The organism is Phaeobacter sp. JH20_26 (genome assembly GCF_048056275.1).
Lineage (GTDB): Bacteria > Pseudomonadota > Alphaproteobacteria > Rhodobacterales > Rhodobacteraceae > Phaeobacter > Phaeobacter bryozoorum.
The window spans coordinates 475,959-499,991 of sequence record NZ_JAYMWL010000013.1; the positions used below are offsets into that span (position 1 = coordinate 475,959).

Consider the following 24,033-nt stretch of genomic DNA (forward strand, 5'->3'; position numbering starts at 1 on the left):
CTCCGCCTGTACACTGTTTCCCTCAGGTCGAATTAACCTTGGTGGAAAAAAGTTAATGGCCCGTTACCATGATGGTTAATTTGCGCGTTCACCTCAAGTCTGAATGATTTTTTTGCGTCAGGATTTACGATAGTCTTTGAGACGGGTGGCTTTCAGGGCGTCCTCGCCAAAGTCCGCAACAGCGGAAACCCAGCTGCGAAACTCCTCTTCGGAGAGGCTGTATCTGCGCAATGCCTCGCTTTGCGGGATCAAGCCGTAGAGGACACCGCGCACAACCGCCGCCTTGCGTGAGGCCACCCAGCGCCGCGTGGTCTTTGGCGGCAGATCCGCGCGCGTCATCACCGTGCCATCCGGCAGGGTCACAGCGCGTGGGCCATCGACTTTCTTCAAGAACATCTTTTCTTCCTTCGTGTGGAGCATAGAAATTGGTCCGTCCCCACATTTCGCGCAAACGCCTTAAGGAGGGGTGAACCTGCCCCCTTGAGGATCATTAGGATTTTCCTATATTCTGCGGTGTCTTTCCCACATATCCGAGGAGTCGCCTGATGGCGCAGGATGCCAATCCCCAACTGAATTCGCTTGGCTTTGCCAAACCACCGTCGGAGACGCGGGTGGTTGTCGCCATGTCGGGTGGCGTCGACAGCTCTGTTGTTGCTGCACATTTGGCCGATGAAGGCTATGATGTTGTGGGCGTGACGCTACAGCTCTACGACCATGGTGCGGCGCTTGCAAAGAAAGGCGCCTGCTGTGCGGGGATCGATATCCATGATGCGCGCCGAGTCGCCGAGGAGCGCGGCTTTCCGCATTACGTGCTGGATTATGAGAACATTTTTAAGGATGCGGTGATCGATGAGTTCGCCGACAGCTATCTGGCTGGCGCAACCCCGGTACCCTGTATCCGCTGCAACGAACGGGTCAAGTTCAAGGATCTGCTGGAAACCGCCCGCGATCTGGAAGCCGACTGCATGGCCACCGGCCACTATATCCAGCGCAAGGATGGGCCAAACGGGCCCGAACTGCATTCGGCCGAGGATGCCAACCGCGACCAGAGCTATTTCCTGTTCTCAACCACCCCCGAGCAGCTGGACTATCTGCGATTCCCGCTGGGACATCTGCCGTCAAAGGACGCCACCCGCGAGATGGCGGCGCAATATGGTCTGGCGGTGGCCGATAAACCCGACAGCCAAGACATCTGCTTTGTTCCCAATGGTGATTATGCCAGCGTGATCGAGAAACTGCGCCCCGGCGCGGCGGAGCCGGGGGACATCGTTCATGCCGATGGCCGGGTGCTCGGCCGTCACAACGGTGTCATCCACTACACCATCGGCCAGCGTCGCGGCCTCGGCATCGGCGGGCTGAGCGAACCGCTTTATGTGGTGAAACTGGATGTGGACAAGAAACAGGTGGTCGTCGGGCCCAAGGACTTACTGGCCACCCGCACCATCCCGGTGCGGGAAATCAACTGGCTCGGCGATGAGCCTTTCACCAGCCGCGACGAATGGCATCTGAAGGTCAAGGTCCGCTCGACCCGGCCCCCGCGCGATGCGGTGATCCGTCCGATCTCGGAGACCGAAGCCGAGGTCGAACTGCTGACCCCGGAAGAGGGTATTTCTCCCGGACAGGCCTGCGTGTTCTATGCTGAGGAGGGCAGCCGTATCTTTGGCGGCGGCTGGATCTGGCGCGGCTACTGACACGGCCAGTAACACGGTGCGTCTGTCAAGGAAGGCGCAGCCTCCGCGCGGGTGCGCGCGGCTTGTCCTTGACAGCCCCTCCCCAAACCCAAAATCGAGATAGCGCCTGAGGGCAGACCTGCCCTTAGGCGCATCTCAGCAAAATATAATCCACCACAACACCACGCCCAACGGCACATGCTCAGTTACCCGCATTGCGGCGCGCACCGCGCGGGTGCATAGCGCCCGCGCTACGAGAGGCCACCTGCCGGAGGCTCTGCATCCGGCAGGCTTCAGGAGACGGCGGAGGCCTGCGCAGACAGACGATCCAACACTGCGCGGGCCGCGCGCAGACCGGGGTCTTCGCCCCCCTCGCCCAGCCGCTCCATCGTGATCGCCATGGCAGAGGATTGCGCGGTAGGCGCCGCCTTGACCTTGATCAGCGCCTTGGCGATAGCCTCCGGCGTACACTCAGGGCCGAGGCATTCCGGCACCACGCGTGTATCGCTGACCAGATTGACCAGCGTGACGGTGTCAATCAACGCCATGCGCCGCATGATATGCCAGGTGAGCCACTGGAATTTATAGGCAATCACCATTGGGGTGCGCGCCGCCGCCAGCTCCAGCGAGACCGTACCAGAAGCCGCAAGCGCCAGATCCGCCGCCGCAAAAGCCGCGCGTTTATGCGCCTTGGCCACCTCACCGTCCAGCGTATTGGGGTCGATCACCACCGCGGTATCCGACCATTCCGCAAGATGGCTGCGCACCAGATCGGCAACCGGAGCTGCGGCCGGCACCACGATCCGATACTCCGGGTGGCTGTCCTGAAACTGTTTCAGGGCCGCACCGAATACCGGCGCCAGACGTGTCACCTCAGAGCGCCGCGATCCCGGCAGCGCCAGAATGCAAGGCGCCTCCTCCAGCTGGTACTGGCTGCGAAAGGCGGCAATCTCCTCCGCCGTGGCCTGTGGCTCACCCACAACGGGGTGGCCAACGAAATCACACTCCATGCCAGCCGCTTCCATATAGGGCGGCTCAAACGGCAGCAGCGCCAGCACATGATCGATGACCCGGGCCATTTTTTCGGCCCGCTTGGGGCGCCAGGCCCAGACCGAGGGCGCAACATAATGTACCGTGCGAATACTACTGGCTTCTTTCACCAATGCGGCGACCCGTAGGGAGAAATCCGGGCTGTCGATGGTGATCATCACATCCGGCTTCATGTCCAGAACCGCCTCTGCGGTTTCGCGAATGCGGCGCTTCAGCTGACGGTATTTCGGCAGCACCTCGGCCAGCCCCATGACCGACAGCTCCGACATATCGAAGCGCGACTTTAGGCCCTGTTCAGCCATCAGCGCGCCGCCAACCCCCTCAAAGATGATATCCGGGCGCAGCTGCCGCAGACCTGCCATCAGCGCACCGCCAAGGCGGTCGCCCGACGGCTCACCGGCAAGGATAAAGACCGAGAGGCTCATGCGCGACGCAGCCAGAGAAACAGCCCGAGCCGATTGCAGGTGGCCACCACCTCATCCTGATCAAGCACGATAACACCGCCTGCCTCCAGCACGATCCCCGACAGCCCAGCCTTGGCCGCCAGCTCTACCGTCTGCACGCCAATCGTGGGCAGATCCGCGCGGCGGTCCTGTCCGGGTTTGGGCGCCTTGAACAGCAGACCTCCGGTGCCGTCAGGCCGGTTCTGCAACGCCGTCAGCATCCAGTCGGTGCCAAAGAGGTTCTCGACCGCAATCGCCTGTCCGCGCCGCACCGCGCAGGACTGGCCGACATCGGCGCGGCACATGGCCTCGACAACCTCTGCGCCGCGTTCTGCATCGCGCCGGTCCAATTCGCCGGGCTGCACCTCGGTCGGGATGCCCTCGGCCATCACCAGATCTGGTGCTACCTCATGGGCAGCGCGCACGCACATGCCTGCCTGCTCAAAAAGGCCGATGATGGCGCGCAACGCGCCGTCGTCACCTGCGGCAATCGCCCCCTGCAGGATCGGAACCAGCGGCATGGTCTCGGCATCAATCTGCGATGGATCAATGGCCGGGCGGCGCACTGCGCCCGCCAGGCAGATCTCGCGCACACCGCTGGCCGACAGGCGCGCGATAAAGCTGCCGAGCTGTTCCAGGCGAAAGGTCAGCTCCGGCTCAATGTGATCGGGCTCGGAGCCGCGCATGGCACAGACCAGTGGCCGGTCGGACAGGCGCGCGGCCAGTTCGGCAGGCAGTGCGCCCTGCCCTGCAATCAATGCCAGCATGGTCTCAGCCTCCCGGCGTCAGGAAAGAGCGGTCACTCTCGCCGGTAATGAAATCAACGATTTCCTGCACGTATTCGCTGTCGCTCTCTGCGCCAAGACGGCGCGCGCGCTCCTGAAACGTGCCCTCGCCCTGGGCCAGCATCTGAAAGGCCGCCCGCAGCGCGGTGATATCCGCACGCTGCACGCCCCGGCGTTTCAGGCCGACAAGGTTCAGCCCGTCCAGCTCACCGCGCGGCGCCTGAACCAGCCCGTAGGGAATCACATCATTGGTCACCATCGTGACCGCGCCGACAATGGCGCCGTGACCGATGCGCACCCATTGGTGAATGCCGGACAGGCCACCGATGATGACGTCATCTTCCAGCACGCAGTGGCCCGCAACCGCAGCGGAATTCACCACGATCACACGATCTCCGATCTGCGCATCATGGGCGATGTGGCAGCCGGCCATAAACAAGCCGTCATCACCGATCCGCGTGATCCCGCCGCCGCCTTCGGTGCCGGCATTCACCGTCACATGCTCTCGGATGCGGTTGCGCTTGCCGATCACGGTCTTGCAGCGCTCGCCCTTGAACTTCAGATCCTGCGGAATCTCGCCCAGCACGGCAAAGGAGAACACCGTGGTATCCTCTCCGATCTCGGTATCTCCGGTGACGACCACATGGGATTTCAGCTCAACCCGGTCGCCGAGCACGACCTCAGGGCCAATCAGGCAGAACGGGCCAATGACGCAATCGGCGCCAATCTTCGCCCCTTCTTCGACCACCGCGCTGGGATGGATCCGGGTCATCTGTGTCAATCCTTCTGCACGTCGATCATGGCCGAGAACTCGGCCTCCGCCGCAGTCTCACCATTGACGGTTGCAACACCCTTGAACTTGAAGATCTTGCCACCGGGCTTGCCCCTTGTGGTCTCCACCCGCATCTCCAGCACATCGCCGGGGATCACCTTGCGGCGGAATTTGCACTTGTCGATGTTCATGAAATAGATCAGCAGCTCGGTGTCGATCATATCCATGCCTACGCCCAGCATCACGCCCGCAGTCTGTGCCATCGCCTCGACGATGGTGACGCCCGGCATAATCGGCGTGCCCGGGAAATGGCCCTGGAAATGCGGCTCGTTCATGGTGACGTTCTTGATCCCGCAGGCCGAGGAATAGCCGTCGATCTCGACCACCTTGTCGACCAGCAGAAACGGGTAGCGATGCGGCAGGATCCGCTGGATCAGGTGAATATCGGCGCTTTTCAGCTCGGTTGTCATTGCGGTTTCCCCGTTTTCTGAATGTTAGGTATGTCCTAGCAACTGCCCACAGCTTCGGCAAGCCGCAGACCCGGCGATGGCTGCACGGTCGGCGCCCTGCCTCCGCCTGAGGCAATCGCCAGCCGGGCGCGGTAAGCCTATTCGCCGGTGGCCTCGGGCAGGCTCTCACGCCCGTCGCCGAGCACTTCGTTCACCCGCGCAATCGCCAGATCGGTGACATCCGCGGCATCTGCGCTCAGAAACACGCTGGCGTGTTCCAGAATGGCTCCAGCCCCGGCTTCCAACATGATCTGTTGCAGCACAGGCAGCGAAGCGGTGAAGAAATCACGCCGTGCATCTTCGCCGATCTGATTGATATCGCGCAGTTTCTGATCCTGTTGACGACGGGTTTCCTGCACCTTTTTGTCAAAAGCATCGGCCAGAGCGCGAAACGCCGCAGGATCCATGCTGCTGCGGCGCTCGGTCAGCTCAAGTTCCTCTGCACGCAGCTCCGCCTCGATCCGGCGGTTTTCGGCCGTCAGGACCGCACCCTCGGCATCCAGTTCCTGGGAAACACGCTGACCAAAGGCGCTCTCGGCATAGAGCCGCTCGGACTGGATGGTCAGCAGCCCGGTCTGCGGTGCGCCCAGCTGCAATGTCTCGCCAAAGGCAAAGCCCGCCCCCGGTAATGCCGTCTCCTGCGCCATCGCAGGCAGCACCAGCAGCGGCAGCATCGCAAGCCCGCGCACAAAAGGCGCCAGCATCTCAGCCAGCGCCCCCGTGTGCCGTGTGTCCACAGCTCGTGTCATTGCGATCAGAACCGCGCCTGCAACGTCAGGTCAAAGCTCTGCTCCTGGTCGAAGTCTTCTTTCTTCAGCGCCTTGGAGAAATTGAACCGCAAAGGACCAAATCCGGTTGTCCACAACAGCGAGAAGCCGACCACATGACGGTACGACCCGCCGCGCCCGACAATATTGCCGCCCGCCGCGCCGGTATCGGCATTGTTCAGACCCCAGAGGTTGCCCACATCATAGAACAGACCGCCTCGCAGGCCGATCTCTTCCGGCAGGCCCAGCGGGAATTCCGCATCAAAGCGGGCCGCCGCGTAATAGTTGCCGCCGAGGAAGTCGTTATAGGTCCCGCCTGCGCCATTGGGCGACTGGTCCCGTGGACCGATACCACCCGGTTCAAAACCACGCAGGATATTGGGCGACAGGACAAACCGATCAATGGAGCGGCTGAAGCCATCCCCCTGCCAGGCAAAGGCGCCTGCCTCGATCGTTGCCCGCAATGTCACCTCTTCGTTGAAGACACGACGCTGGGCGATGATCTTTGCGGTGGTGCGCAGATATTCGGAATCCCCGCCAAGCCCGGCATAATCGGCCCCAACCTGGAACAGATAGCCCGAATTCGGATCCAGTCCGTTCAGGCGGCTGTCAACAGTATAGGTAAAGCCGATGGAACTGGCGTTGATCGCACCCTGGTTGATCTCGCTACGAACCACAGGACCGGCCAGCGGGATCCCGGCGGAATCATCACCACGGGTGATCATCTCATCCTCATCCCAAGTGTACCGGATCTGAAGGCTGCTGTTTTCCGAGGTTTGGAAGGTCAGCGCGGGCGAGAAGAACGCACGTTTGGTGTCGTAAAGCGCAAAGCTGGAATCCGTCTCAGACAGACCCAGATCCAGATCGAGACGGAGGTCGCGCCCCAGAAGATAGGGCTCGGTGAAGCCAAGCGTGTATTCCTCGGCGTCCTGAGCGGTCGAGATGTTGAACGACAGGCGCTGCCCCCGACCAAGGAAGTTATTCTCCGACAGGCCGATGCTGAGACCGAAGCCGTCGTTGACCGAGTAGGCACCACCAAGGCTCAGTGCACCCGTTGGCTTTTCCTCGACGTCCACATCGACAACCACCTCACCGGCGCTGCTGCCTTCGCGCACGTCCACCTCGGCGGTTTCAAAGAACCCCAGCGCACGGATGCGTTCAGCGCTTTCGCGGATTTCGCGCGGATTGAACGGGTCGCCCTCGACGGTGCGGAACTGCTGACGGATCACCCGGTCCAGCGTGGTTGTGTTGCCTTCGATGTCGATCCGCTCAACGAACACGCGCGGACCACGGGTCAGCACAAAATCCACGTCCAGCGTCAGCTCGCGATCATTGCGGCTGATCCGCGGCTCGGCCCGCAGGAAATCAATCCCCTTGCGGATCGCATATGTTTCCAGGCGCCGGATGGCATTTTCCACCACGCTCGGCGAATAGGTTACCCCGGGGCGGACTCTCAGAACCTTGCGGAACTCATCGGCGTCAGCTTCCGACATCTCGCTGGTGACCGAGATTTCGCCAAACTCGAACTTCTGGCCCTCGCTGATATCCACCACCAGGAAGGCGGCGTCGCGTTCTTCGGTCACCTCGGCATTGGTGCTGTTGATACGCACGTCAACATAGCCGCGCGACAGGTAGAAATCGCGCAGCACCTGCTTGTCGAATTCCAGACGGTCCTCGATCAGCGTATCGGCGCGGATGAAGGTGCGCAGCAGACCGGCCTGTTTGGTCTCCAGCACGCGGCGCAGACGCCGATCGGAATAGACCCGGTTGCCGATGAAGGACACGCGCTCGACCTCGATGGTGTCACCTTCGGAGATTTCGAACACCAGATCGACACGGTTGTCGCTGCGCCGGATGATGCGCGGTGTCACGGTTGTGGCCAGACGTCCCTGTGCACCATAGGCTTCGGCCAGATTGGAGGCATCACGCTCGGCGACCGTGGGGTTGAACACCCGGCGCGGTGCCGATTCGATCAGCTCGGCCATGGCATCGTCCTTGATGCGGCGGTTGCCTTCAAAGCTGATCTTGTTGATGGTCGGAAATTCGGTGACCTTGATCACCAGCGTATTGCCCTGCGGAACAATCTCGACGCTTTCGAATACGCCGCTGTCCAGAATGCGCTGATAGGCATCGTTGAGCTGCCCGGCGCTCACCGATTTGCCCCGCTCAATGCCGGTATAGGCCACAATTGTTGAGGTCTGGATGCGTTGATTGCCCTCGACCTGAACGTTTGTGAAACTATAGCTCTGCGCCACTGCGAACTCTGGCGTCAGGACAAATCCCAAGGCAACAGCCAGCGCTACAGCAGATGCGTTTCTATACAAAATATGGGCACCTAATTTGCGCCCCCCACAGGATCTACCTGTGTGCTTCCCCCGAACCATCAGTCAAAACCCGATTTTTTTACAGCTTAATCCGTGCGTATCGGGTTTATCAGCGCTTGTCAAAAACAACAAAAAGGCGCGCAGGATGACCCCACGCGCCAGATTGCTTGCAACAGGTTGAAAACTCAGAGACTGCCGATCCAGGCCCCAGCCACCAGCGCTCCCAAAATCGTCGCCACAGACATGGCGCGGTCCCAGTTCAGGCGCATAAAAAGACCCAATCCCGTATTGGTAATATGCAGGCTGCTCATGGCGTCCACTCTCCCGTTTATCTAAAAAAGATCCCACATCCGCCACAACCGCGCCGCGATCCGCGGCACCGCTGCCCACCGGCGGCTTACCAAAGGATTAACAGGGGAATGTGGCGACAGTTTGGCGCGCCCTGCTGCTGCGGGATCTGCCGACCAGCCGGATCGTGGCCGGTCGGCAAGAAAGCGCCTAGCAGAAGATATCGTTGAAAAGCGCAAACATCATCAGGCTGAGGATGGCGGAGATACCAACCGCCATCAGTACCCGCATCACCGCATCATTCGGCGGCTTACCGGTCACCGCCTCATAGGCGTAGAACATCAGATGCCCGCCATCCAGCGCCGGGATCGGGAACAGGTTCAGCAGGCCAACGGCAGTGGAGAGCACGGCGATAAACCGAATGAAGCTGGCCGCCCCCTGGCTTGCCATCGCACCAGAGGTCTCGGCAATGCCAATCGGACCCGACAGGTTGCAGGTGCTGATCGCACCGGTGATCATATGTTTCAGCCCGGAAAGCGACATTTCGACCACGCCCCAGACCTGCGCCGCGCCACCGCCAAGCGCCTCTCCAAGGCCCAGGCTCTCGGTCGCAGGCTCAAACGCCAGACCACCGACAATGCCCATACGCCAGCGGGTGGCAAAGCCGCCATCCGCCTGCGGCTCATCCACACGGCGGGGCGCCAGAGCCATCTCGAACTCTTCGCCAGCGCGCCAGACCTTCAGCAGCAACACCTTGCCCTCGGCGCTTTCAACCGCACGTTTCAGCTGGTCAAAGGCAAAGATCGGCGCGCCATCCACGGCGGTGATCACATCGCCCGGCTGCAGGTCGATGTCAGACGCGGCACTGCGCGGTGCCACGCCACGCACATGCGGCGGCCAGGGATACGGTCCCTCGACCTCGGTCTGCTGGCCGTCGCGCAGCACGGTATAGGTTAGCGGCTGCTGTTCCGGCACCGCATCGCGGAAGGCCGCAAAGGCAGTGTTATCCTCCAGCGAGGGAACATCGACACCGTTGATCTGCAACAGCGCGTCACCTTCGCGCAGGCCGGTTTGCAGCCCCGGCAGTGGCACCAGCCGCTCCACCGTCAGCGGATCGCGCATGGTGCCCTGCACCATGAAAACACCGGCAAAAATCAGCGCGGACATGATGAAGTTGAACACCGGCCCCGCCGCGACGGTGGCCGCCCGCGCCCAAAGCGGCGCGCCGTGCATCGTGCGCCGCAGCGCCACCGGATCAGCCGCCGCATCCGCCATTGCAGCGCTATCCTTGCCCGAGGCCGCATCCGCATCACCTAGGAACTTCACGTAGCCACCAAACGGCAGCAGCGCCACCTGCCAGCGGGTGCCGCGCTTATCCACCCGCGAAAACAGCACCGGACCGAATCCCAGCGAGAAGACCTCGGCATGGATCCCGGACCAGCGCCCGACGATGTAATGGCCATATTCATGCACAGCCACGATCACCGACAGGGCCACCACAAAGCTGGCAATCACATAGAGATACCCGCCAAACTGCGGAAGAAAGGAGACGAGATCCAAGGGCTTACCTTACATATTTCAAAATTTCATTGTCGGCGTCCATACGGGCGAGATGGTCGGTCCGGCGCACCGTATCAAGTGTCATTGCCTCATCTAGCCCGCGATCGGCACTGTCAAATTGATCCAGCACCCGCGCCACCACTTCGGCCATGTCCAGAAAGCCGATGCGCCCGGCGATGAAATGATCCAGCGCCCGTTCCTTGGCGGCATTGAACACCGCCCCCATCAGCCCGCCCCGCGCCATCACATCATAGGCCAGCCGCAATGCCGGATAGCGCGCGGGATCAGGCGCCCGAAACGTCAGCTGCGCCAGCCGCGCCAGATCCAGCCGCTCCACCGGCAGCTCGCGCCGTTCGGGCCAATGCAGCGCATAACCAATGGCATGGCGCATATCCGGCGCGCCGAGATGCGCCATCAGCGCACCGTCGCGAAAACCGACCAGCGCGTGAACGATGGATTCAGGATGCACCACCACTTCGATCTGGTCTGGATCGACGCCAAAAAACTCACGGGTCTCAATGACTTCCAGCGCCTTGTTGAACATGGACGCACTGTCGATAGTGATCCGCTGGCCCATGTCCCAATTGGGATGCGAGGAGGCCTGTGCCACCGTGGCGGTCTTCAGCTGCTCCAGCGGCCAGTCGCGAAACGCCCCGCCAGAGGCGGTGATCACCACACGTTCCACCGCCGCGATGTCTTCACCGACCAGCCCCTGAAACACCGCCGAATGTTCGCTGTCCACGGGCAGGAGCCGCGCATTATGGCTGCGGGCGGTCTCCAGCAGCAGCGCTCCGGCGCAAACCAGCGATTCCTTATTCGCCAGCGCCAGAGTCGCGCCCTGTTTCAGCGCCTCGAGCCCCGGAGCAAGGCCAGCCGCGCCGACAATCGCCGACATGACCCAATCCGCAGGCCGCGACGCCGCCTCGACCAGCGCCGCCTGCCCGGCGGCCGCCACGATGCCCGAACCGTCCAGGGCGGCCCGCAGCTCCGGCAGCTTGTCATCATAGGCGGTCACGGCGATATCGGCACGCAGCGCTCTGGCATCCTGTGCCAGCTGGGCAATATTAGCGCCACCGGTCAGCGCCACCACATTGTAGTCACCGGGGGCCCGCCGGATCAGGTCAATCGTATTCTGACCAATGGATCCGGTGGCCCCGAAAATCGAGATCTTGCGCATCAGATCGTCCCGCCGGGCAGACCCCACAGGCTGAGTACCAGCAGCACCATGGCCGCAGCGCCCAGCATACCGTCAAAGCGGTCGAACAGCCCGCCGTGGCCCGGGATCAGGCCGCTGGAATCCTTCACAGCCATCTTGCGTTTCAGCGCGCTTTCGGCAACGTCACCGGCCTGGCTGGCCATGGAGACCAGCACCGACAGCAGCACGACGCCAAAGCCAAGCCCGCCCTGCACCGCAAAGACCGCACCAACAACTGCGGCCGCGATCCAGCCCGCAGAGGTGCCGGACCAGGTTTTCTTCGGGCTGACACGCGGCCAGAATTTCGGCCCGCCAAAGGTCTTACCGGCGAAATAGCCCGCAATATCCGTGGCCACCACAACCGAGATCAGCCAGATCATCCAATCCAGCCCCAGCGCGCTGCGCATCCAGATGAACGCATAGGCCGCGAACAGCACCCAAAGCGCGAAACCGATGTAAATGCCCCGGCGGATGTCGATGGCCAGCGCGCCCAGCACCGCCGGTATCAGCAGCAGGCCAAGCGCCCAGCCGCCGCCCATTAGCGCTGCGGCCAGCACCGCCCCCATCGACAGGACGCCGAGCGGCAGCGCCAGCCCCTGACGATCAGGCACCACCATGCGCAGCAATTCCCAGATCATGCCACCACAGGCCGCCGCGATCAGCAGGTCAAACACCACGCCCCCGCGCCATACGGCCCAGCCACCCACGACGATCATCACGATGGCGGAGATCACCCGCGGCATCAGGTCGGCCCAACGTCCCGCGGCGCTCATGTCTTCACCGCGCCAAACCGGCGATCCCGCTGCCCGTAGCTGCGGCACAGCCGGTCCATCTCGTCGGCGGTGAAATCCGGCCACAGCGTGTCGATGAACTCATATTCCGCATAGGCCGACTGCCACAGCAGAAAGTTGGAGATCCGCGCTTCACCGCTGGTGCGGATGACCAGATCTGGATCGGGCAACACATGGGTATCGAGATAACGTGGCAGGGTTTCCTCATCCACATCCGCAGGGTTCAGGCGCCCCTCTGCCACATCCTCGGCCAGCCGTTTGGTGGCCCGCGCCACCTCGTCACGACTGCCATAATTCAGCGCGATGGTCAGGTGGGTACCGTCATTGCAGGCGGTCTCCTGCTCCAGCTGGTCCATCAGCGCGACCAGCTTTTTGTCCAGCCGCACCCGGTCCCCGATGAAACGGACCCGGACATTGCGCTGCGACAGCGCTTTCATCTCCTTGGAGATATAGCGGCGGAACAGGCTCATGAGGCCTGCGACCTCCACCTGAGTGCGCTTCCAGTTCTCGGTCGAGAAGGCAAAGATGGTGAGGTATTTCACCCCCAGCGCAGGGCAGCATTCCACCACCTCGCGCACCCGTTTGGCGCCCGCGTGGTGACCGAACAGACGCGGACGGCCCCGCGCCTGTGCCCAGCGGCCATTGCCATCCATGATGATGGCAACATGTTTCGGGCCGCGTTCCGGTGCGGGGTCGCTCTCATCCGGCGCCAGGACGGTGTCTGTGCTCTGTGACATAAGCAGGTGTCAGACCTGCATAATTTCGGCTTGTTTGGTTTCCAGAGCCGCGTCGACAACCTTAATCATCTTATCGGTCAGCTCCTGAACTTCGCCTTCCCAGAGCTTCTGGTCGTCCTCGGACATGCCGTCGGCCTTGGCTTTCTTGATCTGGTCCATCCCATCGCGGCGCACATTGCGGATCGACACCCGCGCGTGCTCGGCATACTGGCCGGCCACTTTGGTCAGCTCGCGGCGACGTTCTTCGTTCAGCTCGGGGATCGGCAGCATGATGATGGTGCCATTGAGCTGCGGGTTGATGCCCAGACCGGATTCACGGATGGCTTTTTCGACCTTGCCGACCAGCGCCTTGTCCCAGACGTTGATGGTGACCATGCGCGGCTCCGGCACGTTGACGGTGCCAACCTGGTTGATCGGCGTCATCGAGCCATAGGCGTCCACCATCACGGGCTCCAGCATCGAGGCGGAGGCACGACCGGTCCGCAGCGACGCGAATTCGGTTCTGAGATTGGCCATGGCACCATCCATGCGGCGCTGTAGATCATCGGTATCGAGAATAAAATCGTCAGACATTCTGCTCTCCCCTGACTTGAGGCGGTGTTTGCATTGCTCATAAGACATTGGTGCGGCGTTGTATAGCGATCTTGCCGCAGATTTGAAGCGGCCACAGGCAGGGTTCTGCCCTTCTCCGGAACGGCCCGGCACCGCAGCCGGTCAGCCGCCGCCGCACAAAACCCGCCGCCAGCGCCGCGCGCCACATGAAAAAACCGCGCGCAGGATCTCGATCCGGGCGCGCGGTTCATTGTGCATGTGGCAAGGGCAAGTGCGCCCCGCCCACCCCGGCGCGGTTAGCCGTGAACCTTCGTGTAGGTCCCCTTGCCCGCCAGAATGCCCCGGAAGCCGCCCGGCTCATCCAGCGGGAACACCATCAGCGGCAGGTTGTTGTCGCGCGCCAGCGCAATGGCCGAGGCATCCATCACCTTCAACCGCTTGGCCAGAACCTCGTCGTAGCTGATGGTGTCATAACGCACCGCGTCGTCATGCTGCGCGGGATCCTTGTCATAGACACCATCGACGCCATTCTTACCCATAAAGATCGCCTCGCAGGCCATCTCATTGGCGCGCAGCGTGGCCGCGGTATCGGTGGTGAAATAGGGGTTGCCGGTGCCTGCGGCAAAGATGCAGACCCGTTTCTTTTCAAGGTGACGCACGGCGCGGCGGCGAATGTAGGGCTCGGCCACCTCATCCATGCGGATGGCGGAAATCACGCGGGTGAACACACCCAGACCTTCCAGCGCCGACTGCATCGCCAGCGCATTCATCACCGTGGCCAGCATCCCCATGTAGTCCGCCGTTGTCCGCTCCATCCCCTGGGCCGAGCCGGACAACCCGCGGAAGATATTGCCGCCGCCGATCACCATGCAGATCTCTACGCCCATGTCGCGCACGGATTTCACCTCCTGCGCGATGCGCTGGACGGTCGGCGGATGCAGGCCAAACCCCTGGTCCCCCATCAGCGCCTCGCCTGAGATTTTCAGCATCACACGTTTATAGGTTGCCGCCGGCGTGGCCTCCGGCTGATCGTTTGTAAGGGGCATGTTGCGCTCCGGAATATGACGGGGTTAATTTGCGCGCAAAATGAAGCAAATCGGCGGCAGGATCAATGCGGCCTGAGATGTTTTTCGGCGCCCCACCGCAGCAACGCCCCGCGCGCCGCAGAACATCCAAAGAACAGGACGCCCGCATGACCACCGCAACCCAGCTGCCAGACATCCCGCCGCACCAGCCGGTGCTGATCGCCGGGCCAACCGCCTCCGGCAAATCGGCGCTGGCGCTTCAGATCGCCGAAGCTCAGGGCGGCGTGATCGTCAATGCCGATGCCAGTCAGGTCTATGACTGCTGGCGGGTGATCACCGCCCGCCCCTCCTCCGAGGAAGAGGCGCAGGCCCCGCATCTGCTCTATGGCCACCAGCCTTATGACGCCGACTATTCCGTCGGGCATTGGCTGCGCGAGGTGCTGCCGCTGCTGGACCACGGCCCCCGTCCGATCATCGTCGGTGGCACCGGGCTTTATTTCAGCGCCCTCACGCAGGGCCTTGCGGAGATCCCTGCCACGCCGGCCGAGGTCCGGGCGCAGGCCGATCTGCTGTCGCTTGAGGATATGCGCGCGGCGCTGGATGCCGCGACGGCTGAGCGGATCGACCTTCTCAATCGCGCCCGGGTGCAGCGCGCCTATGAGGTGCTGACTGCGACCGGTCGCGGCCTGGCCGACTGGCAGGCCGAAACACCGCCGCCGCCGCTGCCGCTGGATCGCTGCACCGCGATTGTTTTTGACACCGACAAGGGCTGGCTCGAAGCGCGCATCCGCCGCCGCTTTGATGCGATGATGGAGGCCGGTGCGATGGAGGAGATTGCCGCCATGCAGGATCGCTATGATCCCGCGCTGCCCTCCTGCCGCGCAATTGGCGTGCCGGAGCTGATGGCGCATTACCTGGGCGCGATGACCGAGGCGGAGGCGCGCGAGCGGGCCTCGGTTGCGACCCGGCAGTTTGCCAAACGTCAGCGCACGTGGTTCCGCGCGCGAATGAAGCAGTGGACGCCCTACCGTCCGGCCTGAGGGCCGTCCGAACAGCCTCGAAAATACCGTCGGAACGCCGCCTTGGTACTGCCCGGCACCCCGGCTTGCGTCCGGTCGATAGCGCTTTCGCTGGCCAGAATGACATCGGCGGCACGGTGCGCGGAACAGATGTGGACAAAATGTCCAGATGACCGCGCGTCATACGCACATTGTTGCCCAAACCCCATGCAGAGACCTGCAATTCTATTAAATCCTTAAGCATTTTTCGGCAAAAACTTGCCAGAATCAATTTTTCATGTCCATTTGCGCCAACCGAAAATACGAGCATCACATATCAACCAGCCTATGCCTTTTGACCCCACCCATATCGGCGAGATCACAGTCGCACCGCTGTCGCAGCTGACTCCCGATGGGCCTTGGCAGGTCGAATTGGCACATGACCGCCCCGAAAATCTGCTGATCTGGATCACCCGTGGCCAGGGGCGGGTCTTTCTGAACGGGCAGCAGCGTGGCTTTGGCCCCAACAGCGCCATCTTTGTTCCGGCCGGGACCCTGTGGTCGCTGGAGCTGGGTCGGCAGTGCATCGGGCAAGTCATGAATGTGCCCACCTCGACCCCGATGGATTTCCCCGATGCCGCCGACACGCTGCGCATCCCCGATGCTCAGGATCAGGCGGTGATCAACAGCATGTTCCAGGCCATGCAGGCCGAACAGCAGGATCGCCCCGCACTGTGGTATCGCGCGATGCAGGCCCATGGCACGCTGATCGCAATCCACATCCGCCGCCTGATGGCGGAACGCAGCAGCACCAGCGGCAAACCCACCGCTGCCCAGCGGCTGGCTCAGGGCTATTGCGGGCGCATTGTCGAATGCTATGCCCAACATGCCAGCATGGCCGATCATGCCGCCGCGCTGAATGTGACGCCGACACATCTGACCCGCGTCTGCAAATCCGAAACCGGCAAGACGGCGGGCGCTCTGCTGACCGAGCGCCAGCTGCACGCGGCGCGCAGCCTGCTGATCAACTCTGAATTGCCGATGCGCGATATCGCCTCGACCCTCGGTTTTGGCAGCGCCGCCTATTTCACCCGCTTCATCACCCAGCACACCGGTGAAACCCCAAGCCGTCTGCGCAAACAGGCGCGCGAAAAGCTGAAACGCGCCGCCTGAGATATCAGGCCGCACCAGATCTCCCCCGCACCGTGTCCACCGAGGGCGCAGCGACGCCGCGCCTGCGCGCCTGCACCACCTCGCGCCGAATTCCCCAGCCCCTGGACCGCGCTAAACGTCCACGAGTCACCCCGGCCACAGACGCGCGGCCTACCGGCTAACTGTGCACATATGCCCAGTACTAAAACTTTCGGACTGGCCTCCCTTGGGGAAAAACACAAAACCGACACCAACAATGTCGCAAAAGTCATGCGAAACGTCGACTTCTTACATTGACCTAACCCGCGATCTGGGGCCGAATGACCAGACGGGGAAACAATCTTTGAACACAGCACCTCAAACGGCGCCAGCCAGCTCAGACGGCCCGCCGTTCCAAAAGCGAAAACTTGCGGTGCAACAGGGAGAGCCACATGACAAAAGACACCATCACCGGGACCGATATCCACCCGGCGGCAAAGATGTATGCGACAGAAACCCTTGCTGGGAAGATGGATCGACGCGAATTCATGGTCCGCGCCACCGCGCTTGGCGTCAGTTCGGCTGCGGCATACGGCCTCCTTGGGCTTGACGCCCCTGTTCAGGCCGCAGGTCATGAACAGACCGGCGGCACCCTGCGCATGCAGATGGAAGTGCGCGCCCTGAAGGATCCGCGCACCTATGACTGGGCGCAGATCGCAACCTTTACCTCCGGCTGGCTGGAATTCCTGGTCGAATACAACAGCGATGGCTCCTTTGAACCGCTGCTGCTGGAAAGCTGGGACGTCAACGAAAACGCGACCGAGTTCACCCTGCATGTCCGCAAAGGGGTGAAGTGGAACAATGGCGACGATTTCACCGCAGAGGACGTGGCCCGCAACATCACTGGCTGGTGCGACAAGAGCGTCGAGGGCAACTCGATGGCAGGCCGTATGGCGTCGCTGATCGACGCGGAGACCGGCCAAGCCGCCGAAGGCGCCATCACCGTTGTCGACAGCCATACCGTGCTGCTGAAAACCAACACTCCGGACATCACCATCATTCCGGGGATGGCTGATTATCCCGCGCAGATCACCCATGCCAGCCATACCGGCGACACCATGCTGGAGAACCCCATCGGCACCGGCTACATGCTGCCTGAGTCGATGGAAGTCGGCGTGAAAGGCGTCCTCGTACGCAACGAAGACCACGAATGGTGGGGCACCGCAGCGGGCAAAGGCGGCTATCTGGACCGGATCGAATTCATTGATTACGGCACCGATCCGGCGTCGTTCCTGGCGGCCTATGAGGCCGAAGAAATTGATATGAACTGGGAATCCGTGGGGGAATACGTCGATATCTTTGACGGCATCGGCCTGAACCGCTCGGAAATCGCCTCCGGCTTCACCATCGTGATCCGCCCCAACCAGCTGGCCGAGGTCAACGGCACCAAGCCTTATGCCGACAAGCGCGTGCGCCAGGCGATTGCCATGGCGGTGGACAACACCGTCTGCCTTGAACTGGGCATGTCCGGCTATGGCATTCCGGCAGACAACTGCCATGTCGGCCCAATGCACCCCGAACACGACCCGACTGTGACGCGGCTGCCGTTTGACCCGGCCAAGGCCAAGGCGCTGATGGAAGAGGCAGGCATGCTCGACTATGAGCACGAGCTGCACTCCATCGACGACGACTGGCGCCGCAACACGACCGACGCGGTCGCAGCCCAGCTTCGTGACGCGGGCTTCAAGGTCAAACGGACCATTCTGCCCGGCTCGACCTTCTGGAACGACTGGGCGAAATACCCGTTCAGCTCCACCAACTGGAACCACCGCCCGCTCGGCACCCAGGTTCTGGGACTGGCTTACCGCTCCGGCGAAGCCTGGAACGAAGCCGGTTTTGCGAATGAAGAGTTCGACAGCCTGCTGGCCGAAGCCAACGCACTTGCAGATGTCGATAAACGGCGCGAAGTCATGGCCAAGCTACAGGCCATCATGATTGACGAAGGCGTTACCATCCAGCCCTTCTGGCGGACCGCCATCCGCCACCACACCGACAATGTGGTCGGCGTCGACAAGCACATCGCCGATCTGCCCCAGATCTACAAATGGGCTTTCAAGGCCTGATCTGACACAGCGGGCCGCGCCGCACGGCGCGGCCCAAAGCTTCTGGCCGCAAGAAAACGCTCAATAGCCTGGCAGGCCGCCGACTGCGGCCTGACCATTGGCCTAACTCAAGGCGTACAGCCACCAACGGGAGCATTCCATGGGACTGTTCATCCTCAGGCGTGTCGGGATCATGATCCTGACCGCGCTCTGCCTGACCTTCATCGTCTTCACGCTGACCAATCTCTACCCGAACCTTGAAAAACTCGCCAAGACCCAAGGCAACTTCCGCATGTCGGACGAGGCGGTTGCCAGCTGGCTGGAAAAGGGAGGGTATCTGCAACCGATGCCGGTGAAATACGGCCAATGGCTGGGAGTGCTGCCGGGCTGGACTACGGTGACAGATGAGGGGACCACAGGGCGCTGCATCACCGGGGTTCAACCCGCCGAAGAGGCAGCAGCCGCCCCACGTTTCTGCGGCATTCTTCAGGGCGACTGGGGCCATTCGAGCGTTTTCAAGGATGATGTCAGTTCCATCATTGCAACGCGCCTTGGCAATACCGGTTTTCTGATGATGTGGGTGCTGATCCTGATGGTGCCCTCGGCGCTCTTGATCGGGATCCTGGCCGGGATGCGCGAAGGCTCCGTCACGGACCGCACACTGTCAACCGCCTCGATCCTGACCACGGCAACCCCGGAATATGTCTCCGGTGTGATCTTCATGGCGGTCTTCACCTCCTCTGCCGTTGGCTTGAAATGGTTCAAGGGCACCGCAAATTCGGCGATGGTCGACGCCAATTTCGAAAACTTCTTCCTGCCGGTACTGACCATCGCCCTTTATGGCATCGGCTATATCGCCCGGATGACCCGCGCCTCCATGACCGAGGTGATGACCGCACAGTATATCCGTACCGCCCGGCTCAAGGGCGTCAGTTTTCCAAAAATCGTCATGCGTCACGCGCTGCGGAATGCGCTGATCGCCCCCTTCACGGTGATCATGCTGCAGTTTCCCTGGCTGCTGAACGGCGTGGTGATTGTCGAGACCCTGTTCAACTACAAGGGCTTCGGCTGGGCGCTGGTCGAGGCGGCTGGCAATAATGACATCGAACTGCTCTTGGGGATTTCGGTGGTCTCTGTCGTTGTCGTGCTGCTCACGCAGCTGATTTCCGACATTGGCTATGTCTATCTCAATCCCCGTATCCGGATTTCCTGAAGGAGGAACGCAGCATGGACCCTCTCAGCTGGACCGGAAGTCTTGCCTTTCTAAACCCGGTGCTGATCCTTGCCCTTGTGGCACTGGCGCTCTGCATCGTTGCATGGCTGGTGCTCAGCATCGTCACGGTCAGCCCGACAACGATGATCAACGCCCATGGCAGCGCCGGTCTCGCGACCACACCCGATGTGCTGGCCGGCAGGGCGGTGCGCCTCAGCTTTCTTGCGGTGATCGGACTGATCCTGATCTATATCCTCTTCGGCGTGCTGTTTGGCGCCAGCGGCGGCATCGTCGGTGCCATGGCGCGGCTGCTGCTGCCGGTCTGGATCGCGCTGGTGGTGCTGTTTGCGGTGTCGATGACCTTCAAGCGGCGGCTCGGTCTTTATGGCAAGCTGTTCGACAGCCCAATCGGTATGATCGGCTTTGCGCTGGTGATGTTCTGGGTCTTTACCGGTGTGCTGGGCGCGATGGATCTGATCTCACCGCACGACCCGCTGACCCAGGTCAGTGGCCTCAAGAACAAGCTGCCCGGCACCCCCCTGCCCGGCGCCGAGGCCGACAGTGGCATTGCGGCCTGGTATCTGCTTGGCGGTGACAACCTGGCACGCGACGTCTTCAGCCGCCTGATAGATGGCGCCTGGGTGGTGGTGCAGATCGCGCCGCTGGCCACGGTGTTTGCCTTTATGGTGGGGATCACGCTGGGGCTGCCTGCGGGCTATTACGGCGGCCTGTGGGACACGGTGCTGTCCTTCCTCGCCAACCTGATCCTGGCCTTCCCGGTGATCCTGCTGTTCTACCTGCTGGTCACCCCGGAGATCATCGCAACCGGCCTGCCGCAATATATCGCCGTGGTGCTCTTTGCCTTTCCGCTGATCTTTGTCGGGGTGCTGATCCACTCGCGCTTCCGCACCCGGCCGCAGCACAGCGCGCTCTGGCTGGCCGTTGTGCTGATCCCGGGCCTGCTGGGCTATCTGTCGCTGATCAATGAGGCGGGATCCAAGATCACCTTCTGGCCGCTCGATCTCTTTGACGTGCCGGGCGGTATTCTGGTGGTCTTTGTCTCGGTTGTCTTTGTCAATTCGCCCACCGTGTTCCGCATCGTGCGCGGGCTCACCATGGACATCAAGACCCGCGACTATGTCGCCGCCGCCCAGACCCGGGGTGAACGGCCCTGGTACATCATGCTGTGGGAGATCCTGCCCAATGCGCGCGGGCCGCTGATCGTCGATTTCTGCCTGCGCATCGGCTATACCACCATCCTCCTCGGCACGCTGGGCTTTTTCGGACTGGGCCTGCCACCGGAAAGCCCTGACTGGGGCAGCACCATCAACGACGGGCGCAAGCTGCTGTCGGTCTACCTGCACCCGCCGCTGCCGCCGGCGCTGGCGCTGCTGAGCCTGGTTCTGGGGCTGAACCTCCTGGCCGATGGCCTGCGCGAAGAAAGCCTGCGCGATTGATCCGAACCGGTCGGACCGGGGGCCAGCCCCCGGACCCCCGGGATATTTTGGGGCCAGAAGAAGGGCAGACCACCCTTCCAGCTCCAACAGGGAGATAAGATGATGAACAAACTGGCAGATTATGACGGCCCGATCCTCGAAATCGACAAGCTGTCGATCTCCTTTTTCACCCGGTTGCGCGAAATTCCGGCGGTGATGGATTTCTCCGTCACCGTGCAGCCCGGCGAGGCGGTGGGGCTGGTCGGGGAATCGGGCTGCGGCAAATCCACAGTGGCGCTTGGCGTGATGCAGGATCTGGGCAAGAACGGCCGCATCACCGGCGGCTCCATCAAGTTCAAGGGCCGCGATCTGGCGGAAATGAGCGCCGAAGAGTTGCGCGATGTGCGCGGCAATGAGATCGCGATGATCTATCAGGAGCCGATGGCCTCGCTCAATCCGGCGATGAAGATCGGCAAGCAGCTGATGGAAGTGCCGATGATCCACGAGGGCGTCAGCAAGGAAGAGGCCTATCGGCGCGCGCTGGAGGTGGTGAGCGATGTCCGCCTTCCCGACCCTGAGCGGATGCTGAATTCCTTTCCGCATCAGCTGTCGGGCGGCCAGCAGCAACGTATCGTGATCGCCATGGCCTTGATGTCGAAACCGGCGCTGCTGATCCTTGATGAGCCGACCACCGCGCTCGACGTGACGGTGGAGGCCGCCGTGGTCGAGCTGGTGAAGGATCTGGGCAAGAAATACGGCACCTCAATGCTGTTCATCAGCCACAACCTCGGGCTGGTGCTGGAAACCTGCGACCGGCTCTGTGTGATGTATTCCGGCGAGGCGGTGGAGCGCGGCTCCATCCATGATGTCTTTGACGAGATGCAGCATCCCTATACCCAGGCGCTGTTCCGCTCGATCCCGCTGCCCGGCGCGGATAAGAATGCCCGCCCGCTGGTGGCGATCCCCGGCAATTTCCCGCTGCCCCACGAACGCCCGCCCGGCTGCAACTTTGGCCCGCGCTGCGACTATTTCGTGGCCGGGCGCTGTGATGCCCAGGATATTCCGATGGCAGCCGTCCATGGCAACGACCGCCACCACACCCGCTGTCTGCGCCATGATGAAATCGACTGGAACGCCCCGATTGCCGCCGCTGTGCAAAAGGAAAAACCCGAGGTCGGCAAGGTGGTCCTGAAAATCGACAATCTGCGCAAATATTACGAGGTCTCGGCCAATGCGCTGTTTGACAGCGGCGCGCGCAAAGTGGTGAAGGCCAATGAAACCCTGAGTTTCGAGGCCCGAGAGAGTGAGACCCTGGCCATCGTCGGCGAGAGCGGCTGCGGCAAATCCACCTTTGCGAAGGTGCTGATGGGGCTGGAGACGGCGACCGATGGCGCCATCGAACTGGATGGCAAGAATATCGAAGCCACCCCGATCGAACAGCGCGACACCCGCACGGTGTCCGATGTGCAGATGGTGTTTCAGAACCCGTTCGACACGCTGAACCCCTCGATGACCGTGGGCCGTCAGATCATGCGGGCGCTGGAAATCTTTGGCATCGGCGATAGCACGGCGGCGCGCCGGGAGCGGATGCTGGAGCTGCTGGATCTGGTCAAGCTGCCGCGGGCCTTTGCCGACCGGATGCCGCGCCAGCTGTCAGGCGGGCAGAAACAGCGCGTCGGCATTGCCCGCGCCTTTGCCGGTGGCGCCCGCATCGTGGTGGCGGATGAGCCGGTCTCGGCGCTGGATGTCTCGGTGCAGGCGGCGGTCACCGATCTTCTGATGGAAATCCAGCGCAAGGAGAAAACAACGCTCCTGTTCATCTCCCACGACCTCAGCATTGTGCGCTATCTCAGCGACCGGGTGATGGTGATGTATCTCGGCCATGTGGTGGAACTGGGCACCACCGATCAGGTCTTTGCCCCGCCCTATCACCCCTATACGGAGGCGCTGCTAAGCGCCGTGCCGATCGCCGATACCTCGGTTGAGAAACGCCATATCGTGCTGGAAGGCGATATTCCCTCGGCGATGAACCCGCCGCCCGGCTGCCCGTTTCAGACCCGCTGCCGCTGGAAGTCGAAGGTGGCCGATGGGCTCTGCGAACGCGAGGTTCCGCCGGTCCGCACCCTTGCGGGGGGCCATCAGGTGAAATGCCATCTCGACGATGCCGAACTGGCCCAGATGGAACCGGTGATCAAAATCGCCGCCGAGTGATCGGCGGTCAGGGCGCCTGGGAAACGATTAGCCCAGCAGCAGCATCACGATGATCAGCAGGTTCATCGAGGCAAACTGCATCAGTCGCGGCATATCGTGGCGGCGCAGCACCGCATAGGCGGCCAGCGCAATAGAGGCCGCCGCACTGGCGAGAGAGGCGCCGCCGATCAGCAGCCCGATCTGGCCGGTATTGGGTCCCCAGGGCGCGCCGGGCGTATAGATCCCCTTGAGGCCGACACCGATCAGGATGCCCAGAATGGCGCCCGCCAGCGTGAACTCCACGCCACGGATCGCCAGCGGCGCGCGGTCGGCAATCACACTGTCAACGATCTGCGGCGACGGGCCGGACTGGGGCTGCCATTGCATCTGGTTCAGGCGTTCGTCGAAGCGTTTGAAAGACACCGGGATATTCCTCTTCTGAAGCTTCCGATTAGTTGCCAAGAGATTAAGGCAACTTTCTGGCAGTCAGACGGA

The 24,033-nt window shown here is 62.2% G+C and carries 22 protein-coding genes; 7 read left to right on the top strand and 15 right to left on the bottom strand.

The annotated features are described in order from the left end of the window. Positions 1–117: 117 nt before the first annotated feature. Complete coding sequence (locus VWY60_RS08040; protein ID WP_040104126.1) at positions 118–396, bottom strand: DUF1153 domain-containing protein; 279 nt, start codon at positions 394–396, stop codon at positions 118–120. Positions 397–545: 149 nt separating this feature from the next. Between VWY60_RS08040 and mnmA the strand changes: the two genes are divergently transcribed. Then, entirely contained in the window at positions 546–1,691 is a 1,146-nt protein-coding gene (gene mnmA / locus VWY60_RS08045; protein ID WP_340545453.1) for a tRNA 2-thiouridine(34) synthase MnmA, read from the top strand. 272 nt (positions 1,692–1,963) lie between these two features. On the opposite strand, the gene lpxB is transcribed toward mnmA, so the two are convergent. From lpxB to pyrH, 13 genes are all read right to left on the bottom strand, one after another. Then, positions 1,964–3,145, bottom strand: a complete 1,182-nt coding sequence (gene lpxB / locus VWY60_RS08050; RefSeq protein WP_416540236.1) for a lipid-A-disaccharide synthase — start codon at positions 3,143–3,145, stop codon at positions 1,964–1,966. Then, positions 3,142–3,930: an LpxI family protein gene (locus tag VWY60_RS08055; RefSeq protein ID WP_416540237.1), complete on the bottom strand. Its 789-nt coding sequence runs from the start codon at positions 3,928–3,930 to the stop codon at positions 3,142–3,144. The genes lpxB and VWY60_RS08055 overlap by 4 nt, the downstream gene beginning before the upstream one ends. A 4-nt stretch (positions 3,931–3,934) precedes the next feature. Beyond that, a complete protein-coding gene (gene lpxA / locus VWY60_RS08060; RefSeq protein ID WP_340545450.1) occupies positions 3,935–4,720 on the bottom strand; it encodes an acyl-ACP--UDP-N-acetylglucosamine O-acyltransferase in 786 nt (261 codons plus the stop codon). 5 nt (positions 4,721–4,725) lie between these two features. Further along, a complete protein-coding gene (gene fabZ / locus VWY60_RS08065) occupies positions 4,726–5,190 on the bottom strand; it encodes a 3-hydroxyacyl-ACP dehydratase FabZ (RefSeq protein WP_340545449.1) in 465 nt (154 codons plus the stop codon). A 137-nt stretch (positions 5,191–5,327) separates the two neighbouring features. Next, a complete protein-coding gene (locus VWY60_RS08070; protein ID WP_340545448.1) occupies positions 5,328–5,978 on the bottom strand; it encodes an OmpH family outer membrane protein in 651 nt (216 codons plus the stop codon). Positions 5,979–5,983: 5 nt separating this feature from the next. Beyond that, the gene (bamA, locus tag VWY60_RS08075) at positions 5,984–8,380 is read right to left on the bottom strand and encodes an outer membrane protein assembly factor BamA (protein ID WP_340545447.1); all 2,397 of its coding nucleotides are present in this window, start codon (positions 8,378–8,380) and stop codon (positions 5,984–5,986) included. Between the two features lie 125 nt (positions 8,381–8,505). After that, positions 8,506–8,631, bottom strand: coding sequence for a hypothetical protein (locus tag VWY60_RS08080; RefSeq protein WP_340545446.1), 126 nt, complete (start codon positions 8,629–8,631; stop codon positions 8,506–8,508). Between the two features lie 187 nt (positions 8,632–8,818). Next, on the bottom strand, positions 8,819–10,168 hold the full coding sequence (rseP, locus tag VWY60_RS08085) for an RIP metalloprotease RseP (RefSeq protein ID WP_340545445.1): 1,350 nt from the start codon (positions 10,166–10,168) through the stop codon (positions 8,819–8,821). A gap of 4 nt (positions 10,169–10,172) precedes the next feature. Next, a complete protein-coding gene (dxr, locus tag VWY60_RS08090; protein ID WP_416540238.1) occupies positions 10,173–11,345 on the bottom strand; it encodes a 1-deoxy-D-xylulose-5-phosphate reductoisomerase in 1,173 nt (390 codons plus the stop codon). Beyond that, complete coding sequence (locus tag VWY60_RS08095) at positions 11,345–12,136, bottom strand: phosphatidate cytidylyltransferase (protein ID WP_416540239.1); 792 nt, start codon at positions 12,134–12,136, stop codon at positions 11,345–11,347. The genes dxr and VWY60_RS08095 overlap by 1 nt, the downstream gene beginning before the upstream one ends. After that, complete coding sequence (locus tag VWY60_RS08100; protein WP_416540240.1) at positions 12,133–12,891, bottom strand: isoprenyl transferase; 759 nt, start codon at positions 12,889–12,891, stop codon at positions 12,133–12,135. Before VWY60_RS08100 ends, VWY60_RS08095 begins: the two co-directional genes overlap by 4 nt. Before the next feature lie 9 nt (positions 12,892–12,900). Next, positions 12,901–13,464, bottom strand: coding sequence for a ribosome recycling factor (gene frr, locus VWY60_RS08105; RefSeq protein WP_340545441.1), 564 nt, complete (start codon positions 13,462–13,464; stop codon positions 12,901–12,903). A 275-nt stretch (positions 13,465–13,739) separates the two neighbouring features. Continuing rightward, entirely contained in the window at positions 13,740–14,489 is a 750-nt protein-coding gene (gene pyrH / locus VWY60_RS08110) for a UMP kinase (protein ID WP_340545440.1), read from the bottom strand. A 146-nt stretch (positions 14,490–14,635) separates the two neighbouring features. Between pyrH and miaA the strand changes: the two genes are divergently transcribed. The 6 genes from miaA to VWY60_RS08140 all read left to right on the top strand — a co-directional run bounded on the left by miaA (position 14,636) and on the right by VWY60_RS08140 (position 23,559). Next, positions 14,636–15,508 carry a tRNA (adenosine(37)-N6)-dimethylallyltransferase MiaA gene (gene miaA / locus VWY60_RS08115; RefSeq protein ID WP_416540241.1) on the top strand — a complete coding sequence of 291 codons (873 nt, stop codon included), beginning with the start codon at positions 14,636–14,638 and terminating at the stop codon, positions 15,506–15,508. 306 nt (positions 15,509–15,814) lie between these two features. Continuing rightward, positions 15,815–16,639, top strand: coding sequence for an AraC family transcriptional regulator (locus tag VWY60_RS08120; protein WP_340545438.1), 825 nt, complete (start codon positions 15,815–15,817; stop codon positions 16,637–16,639). A 410-nt stretch (positions 16,640–17,049) separates the two neighbouring features. After that, positions 17,050–18,720, top strand: a complete 1,671-nt coding sequence (locus tag VWY60_RS08125) for an ABC transporter substrate-binding protein (RefSeq protein ID WP_340545437.1) — start codon at positions 17,050–17,052, stop codon at positions 18,718–18,720. A 139-nt stretch (positions 18,721–18,859) separates the two neighbouring features. Then, positions 18,860–19,912, top strand: coding sequence for an ABC transporter permease (locus tag VWY60_RS08130; RefSeq protein ID WP_340545436.1), 1,053 nt, complete (start codon positions 18,860–18,862; stop codon positions 19,910–19,912). Positions 19,913–19,926: 14 nt separating this feature from the next. Then, on the top strand, positions 19,927–21,369 hold the full coding sequence (locus tag VWY60_RS08135) for an ABC transporter permease (protein ID WP_416540242.1): 1,443 nt from the start codon (positions 19,927–19,929) through the stop codon (positions 21,367–21,369). Positions 21,370–21,471: 102 nt separating this feature from the next. Next, positions 21,472–23,559 (top strand): dipeptide ABC transporter ATP-binding protein, encoded by a 2,088-nt coding sequence (locus VWY60_RS08140; protein ID WP_416540243.1) that lies wholly within the window; start codon positions 21,472–21,474, stop codon positions 23,557–23,559. A 27-nt stretch (positions 23,560–23,586) separates the two neighbouring features. On the opposite strand, the gene VWY60_RS08145 is transcribed toward VWY60_RS08140, so the two are convergent. After that, on the bottom strand, positions 23,587–23,961 hold the full coding sequence (locus tag VWY60_RS08145) for a hypothetical protein (RefSeq protein WP_416540244.1): 375 nt from the start codon (positions 23,959–23,961) through the stop codon (positions 23,587–23,589). Positions 23,962–24,033: the final 72 nt, after the last annotated feature.

Coding starts and splice junctions, on each gene's coding strand:
- VWY60_RS08040 (WP_040104126.1), bottom strand. CDS start 396: ATGTTCTTGAAGAAAGTCGATGGCCCACGCGCTGTGACCCTGCCGGAT.
- mnmA (WP_340545453.1), top strand. CDS start 546: ATGGCGCAGGATGCCAATCCCCAACTGAATTCGCTTGGCTTTGCCAAA.
- lpxB (WP_416540236.1), bottom strand. CDS start 3,145: ATGAGCCTCTCGGTCTTTATCCTTGCCGGTGAGCCGTCGGGCGACCGC.
- VWY60_RS08055 (WP_416540237.1), bottom strand. CDS start 3,930: ATGCTGGCATTGATTGCAGGGCAGGGCGCACTGCCTGCCGAACTGGCC.
- lpxA (WP_340545450.1), bottom strand. CDS start 4,720: ATGACCCGGATCCATCCCAGCGCGGTGGTCGAAGAAGGGGCGAAGATT.
- fabZ (WP_340545449.1), bottom strand. CDS start 5,190: ATGACAACCGAGCTGAAAAGCGCCGATATTCACCTGATCCAGCGGATC.
- VWY60_RS08070 (WP_340545448.1), bottom strand. CDS start 5,978: ATGACACGAGCTGTGGACACACGGCACACGGGGGCGCTGGCTGAGATG.
- bamA (WP_340545447.1), bottom strand. CDS start 8,380: ATGGTTCGGGGGAAGCACACAGGTAGATCCTGTGGGGGGCGCAAATTA.
- VWY60_RS08080 (WP_340545446.1), bottom strand. CDS start 8,631: ATGAGCAGCCTGCATATTACCAATACGGGATTGGGTCTTTTTATGCGC.
- dxr (WP_416540238.1), bottom strand. CDS start 11,345: ATGCGCAAGATCTCGATTTTCGGGGCCACCGGATCCATTGGTCAGAAT.
- VWY60_RS08095 (WP_416540239.1), bottom strand. CDS start 12,136: ATGAGCGCCGCGGGACGTTGGGCCGACCTGATGCCGCGGGTGATCTCC.
- VWY60_RS08100 (WP_416540240.1), bottom strand. CDS start 12,891: ATGTCACAGAGCACAGACACCGTCCTGGCGCCGGATGAGAGCGACCCC.
- frr (WP_340545441.1), bottom strand. CDS start 13,464: ATGTCTGACGATTTTATTCTCGATACCGATGATCTACAGCGCCGCATG.
- pyrH (WP_340545440.1), bottom strand. CDS start 14,489: ATGCCCCTTACAAACGATCAGCCGGAGGCCACGCCGGCGGCAACCTAT.
- miaA (WP_416540241.1), top strand. CDS start 14,636: ATGACCACCGCAACCCAGCTGCCAGACATCCCGCCGCACCAGCCGGTG.
- VWY60_RS08120 (WP_340545438.1), top strand. CDS start 15,815: ATGCCTTTTGACCCCACCCATATCGGCGAGATCACAGTCGCACCGCTG.
- VWY60_RS08125 (WP_340545437.1), top strand. CDS start 17,050: ATGACAAAAGACACCATCACCGGGACCGATATCCACCCGGCGGCAAAG.
- VWY60_RS08130 (WP_340545436.1), top strand. CDS start 18,860: ATGGGACTGTTCATCCTCAGGCGTGTCGGGATCATGATCCTGACCGCG.
- VWY60_RS08135 (WP_416540242.1), top strand. CDS start 19,927: ATGGACCCTCTCAGCTGGACCGGAAGTCTTGCCTTTCTAAACCCGGTG.
- VWY60_RS08140 (WP_416540243.1), top strand. CDS start 21,472: ATGAACAAACTGGCAGATTATGACGGCCCGATCCTCGAAATCGACAAG.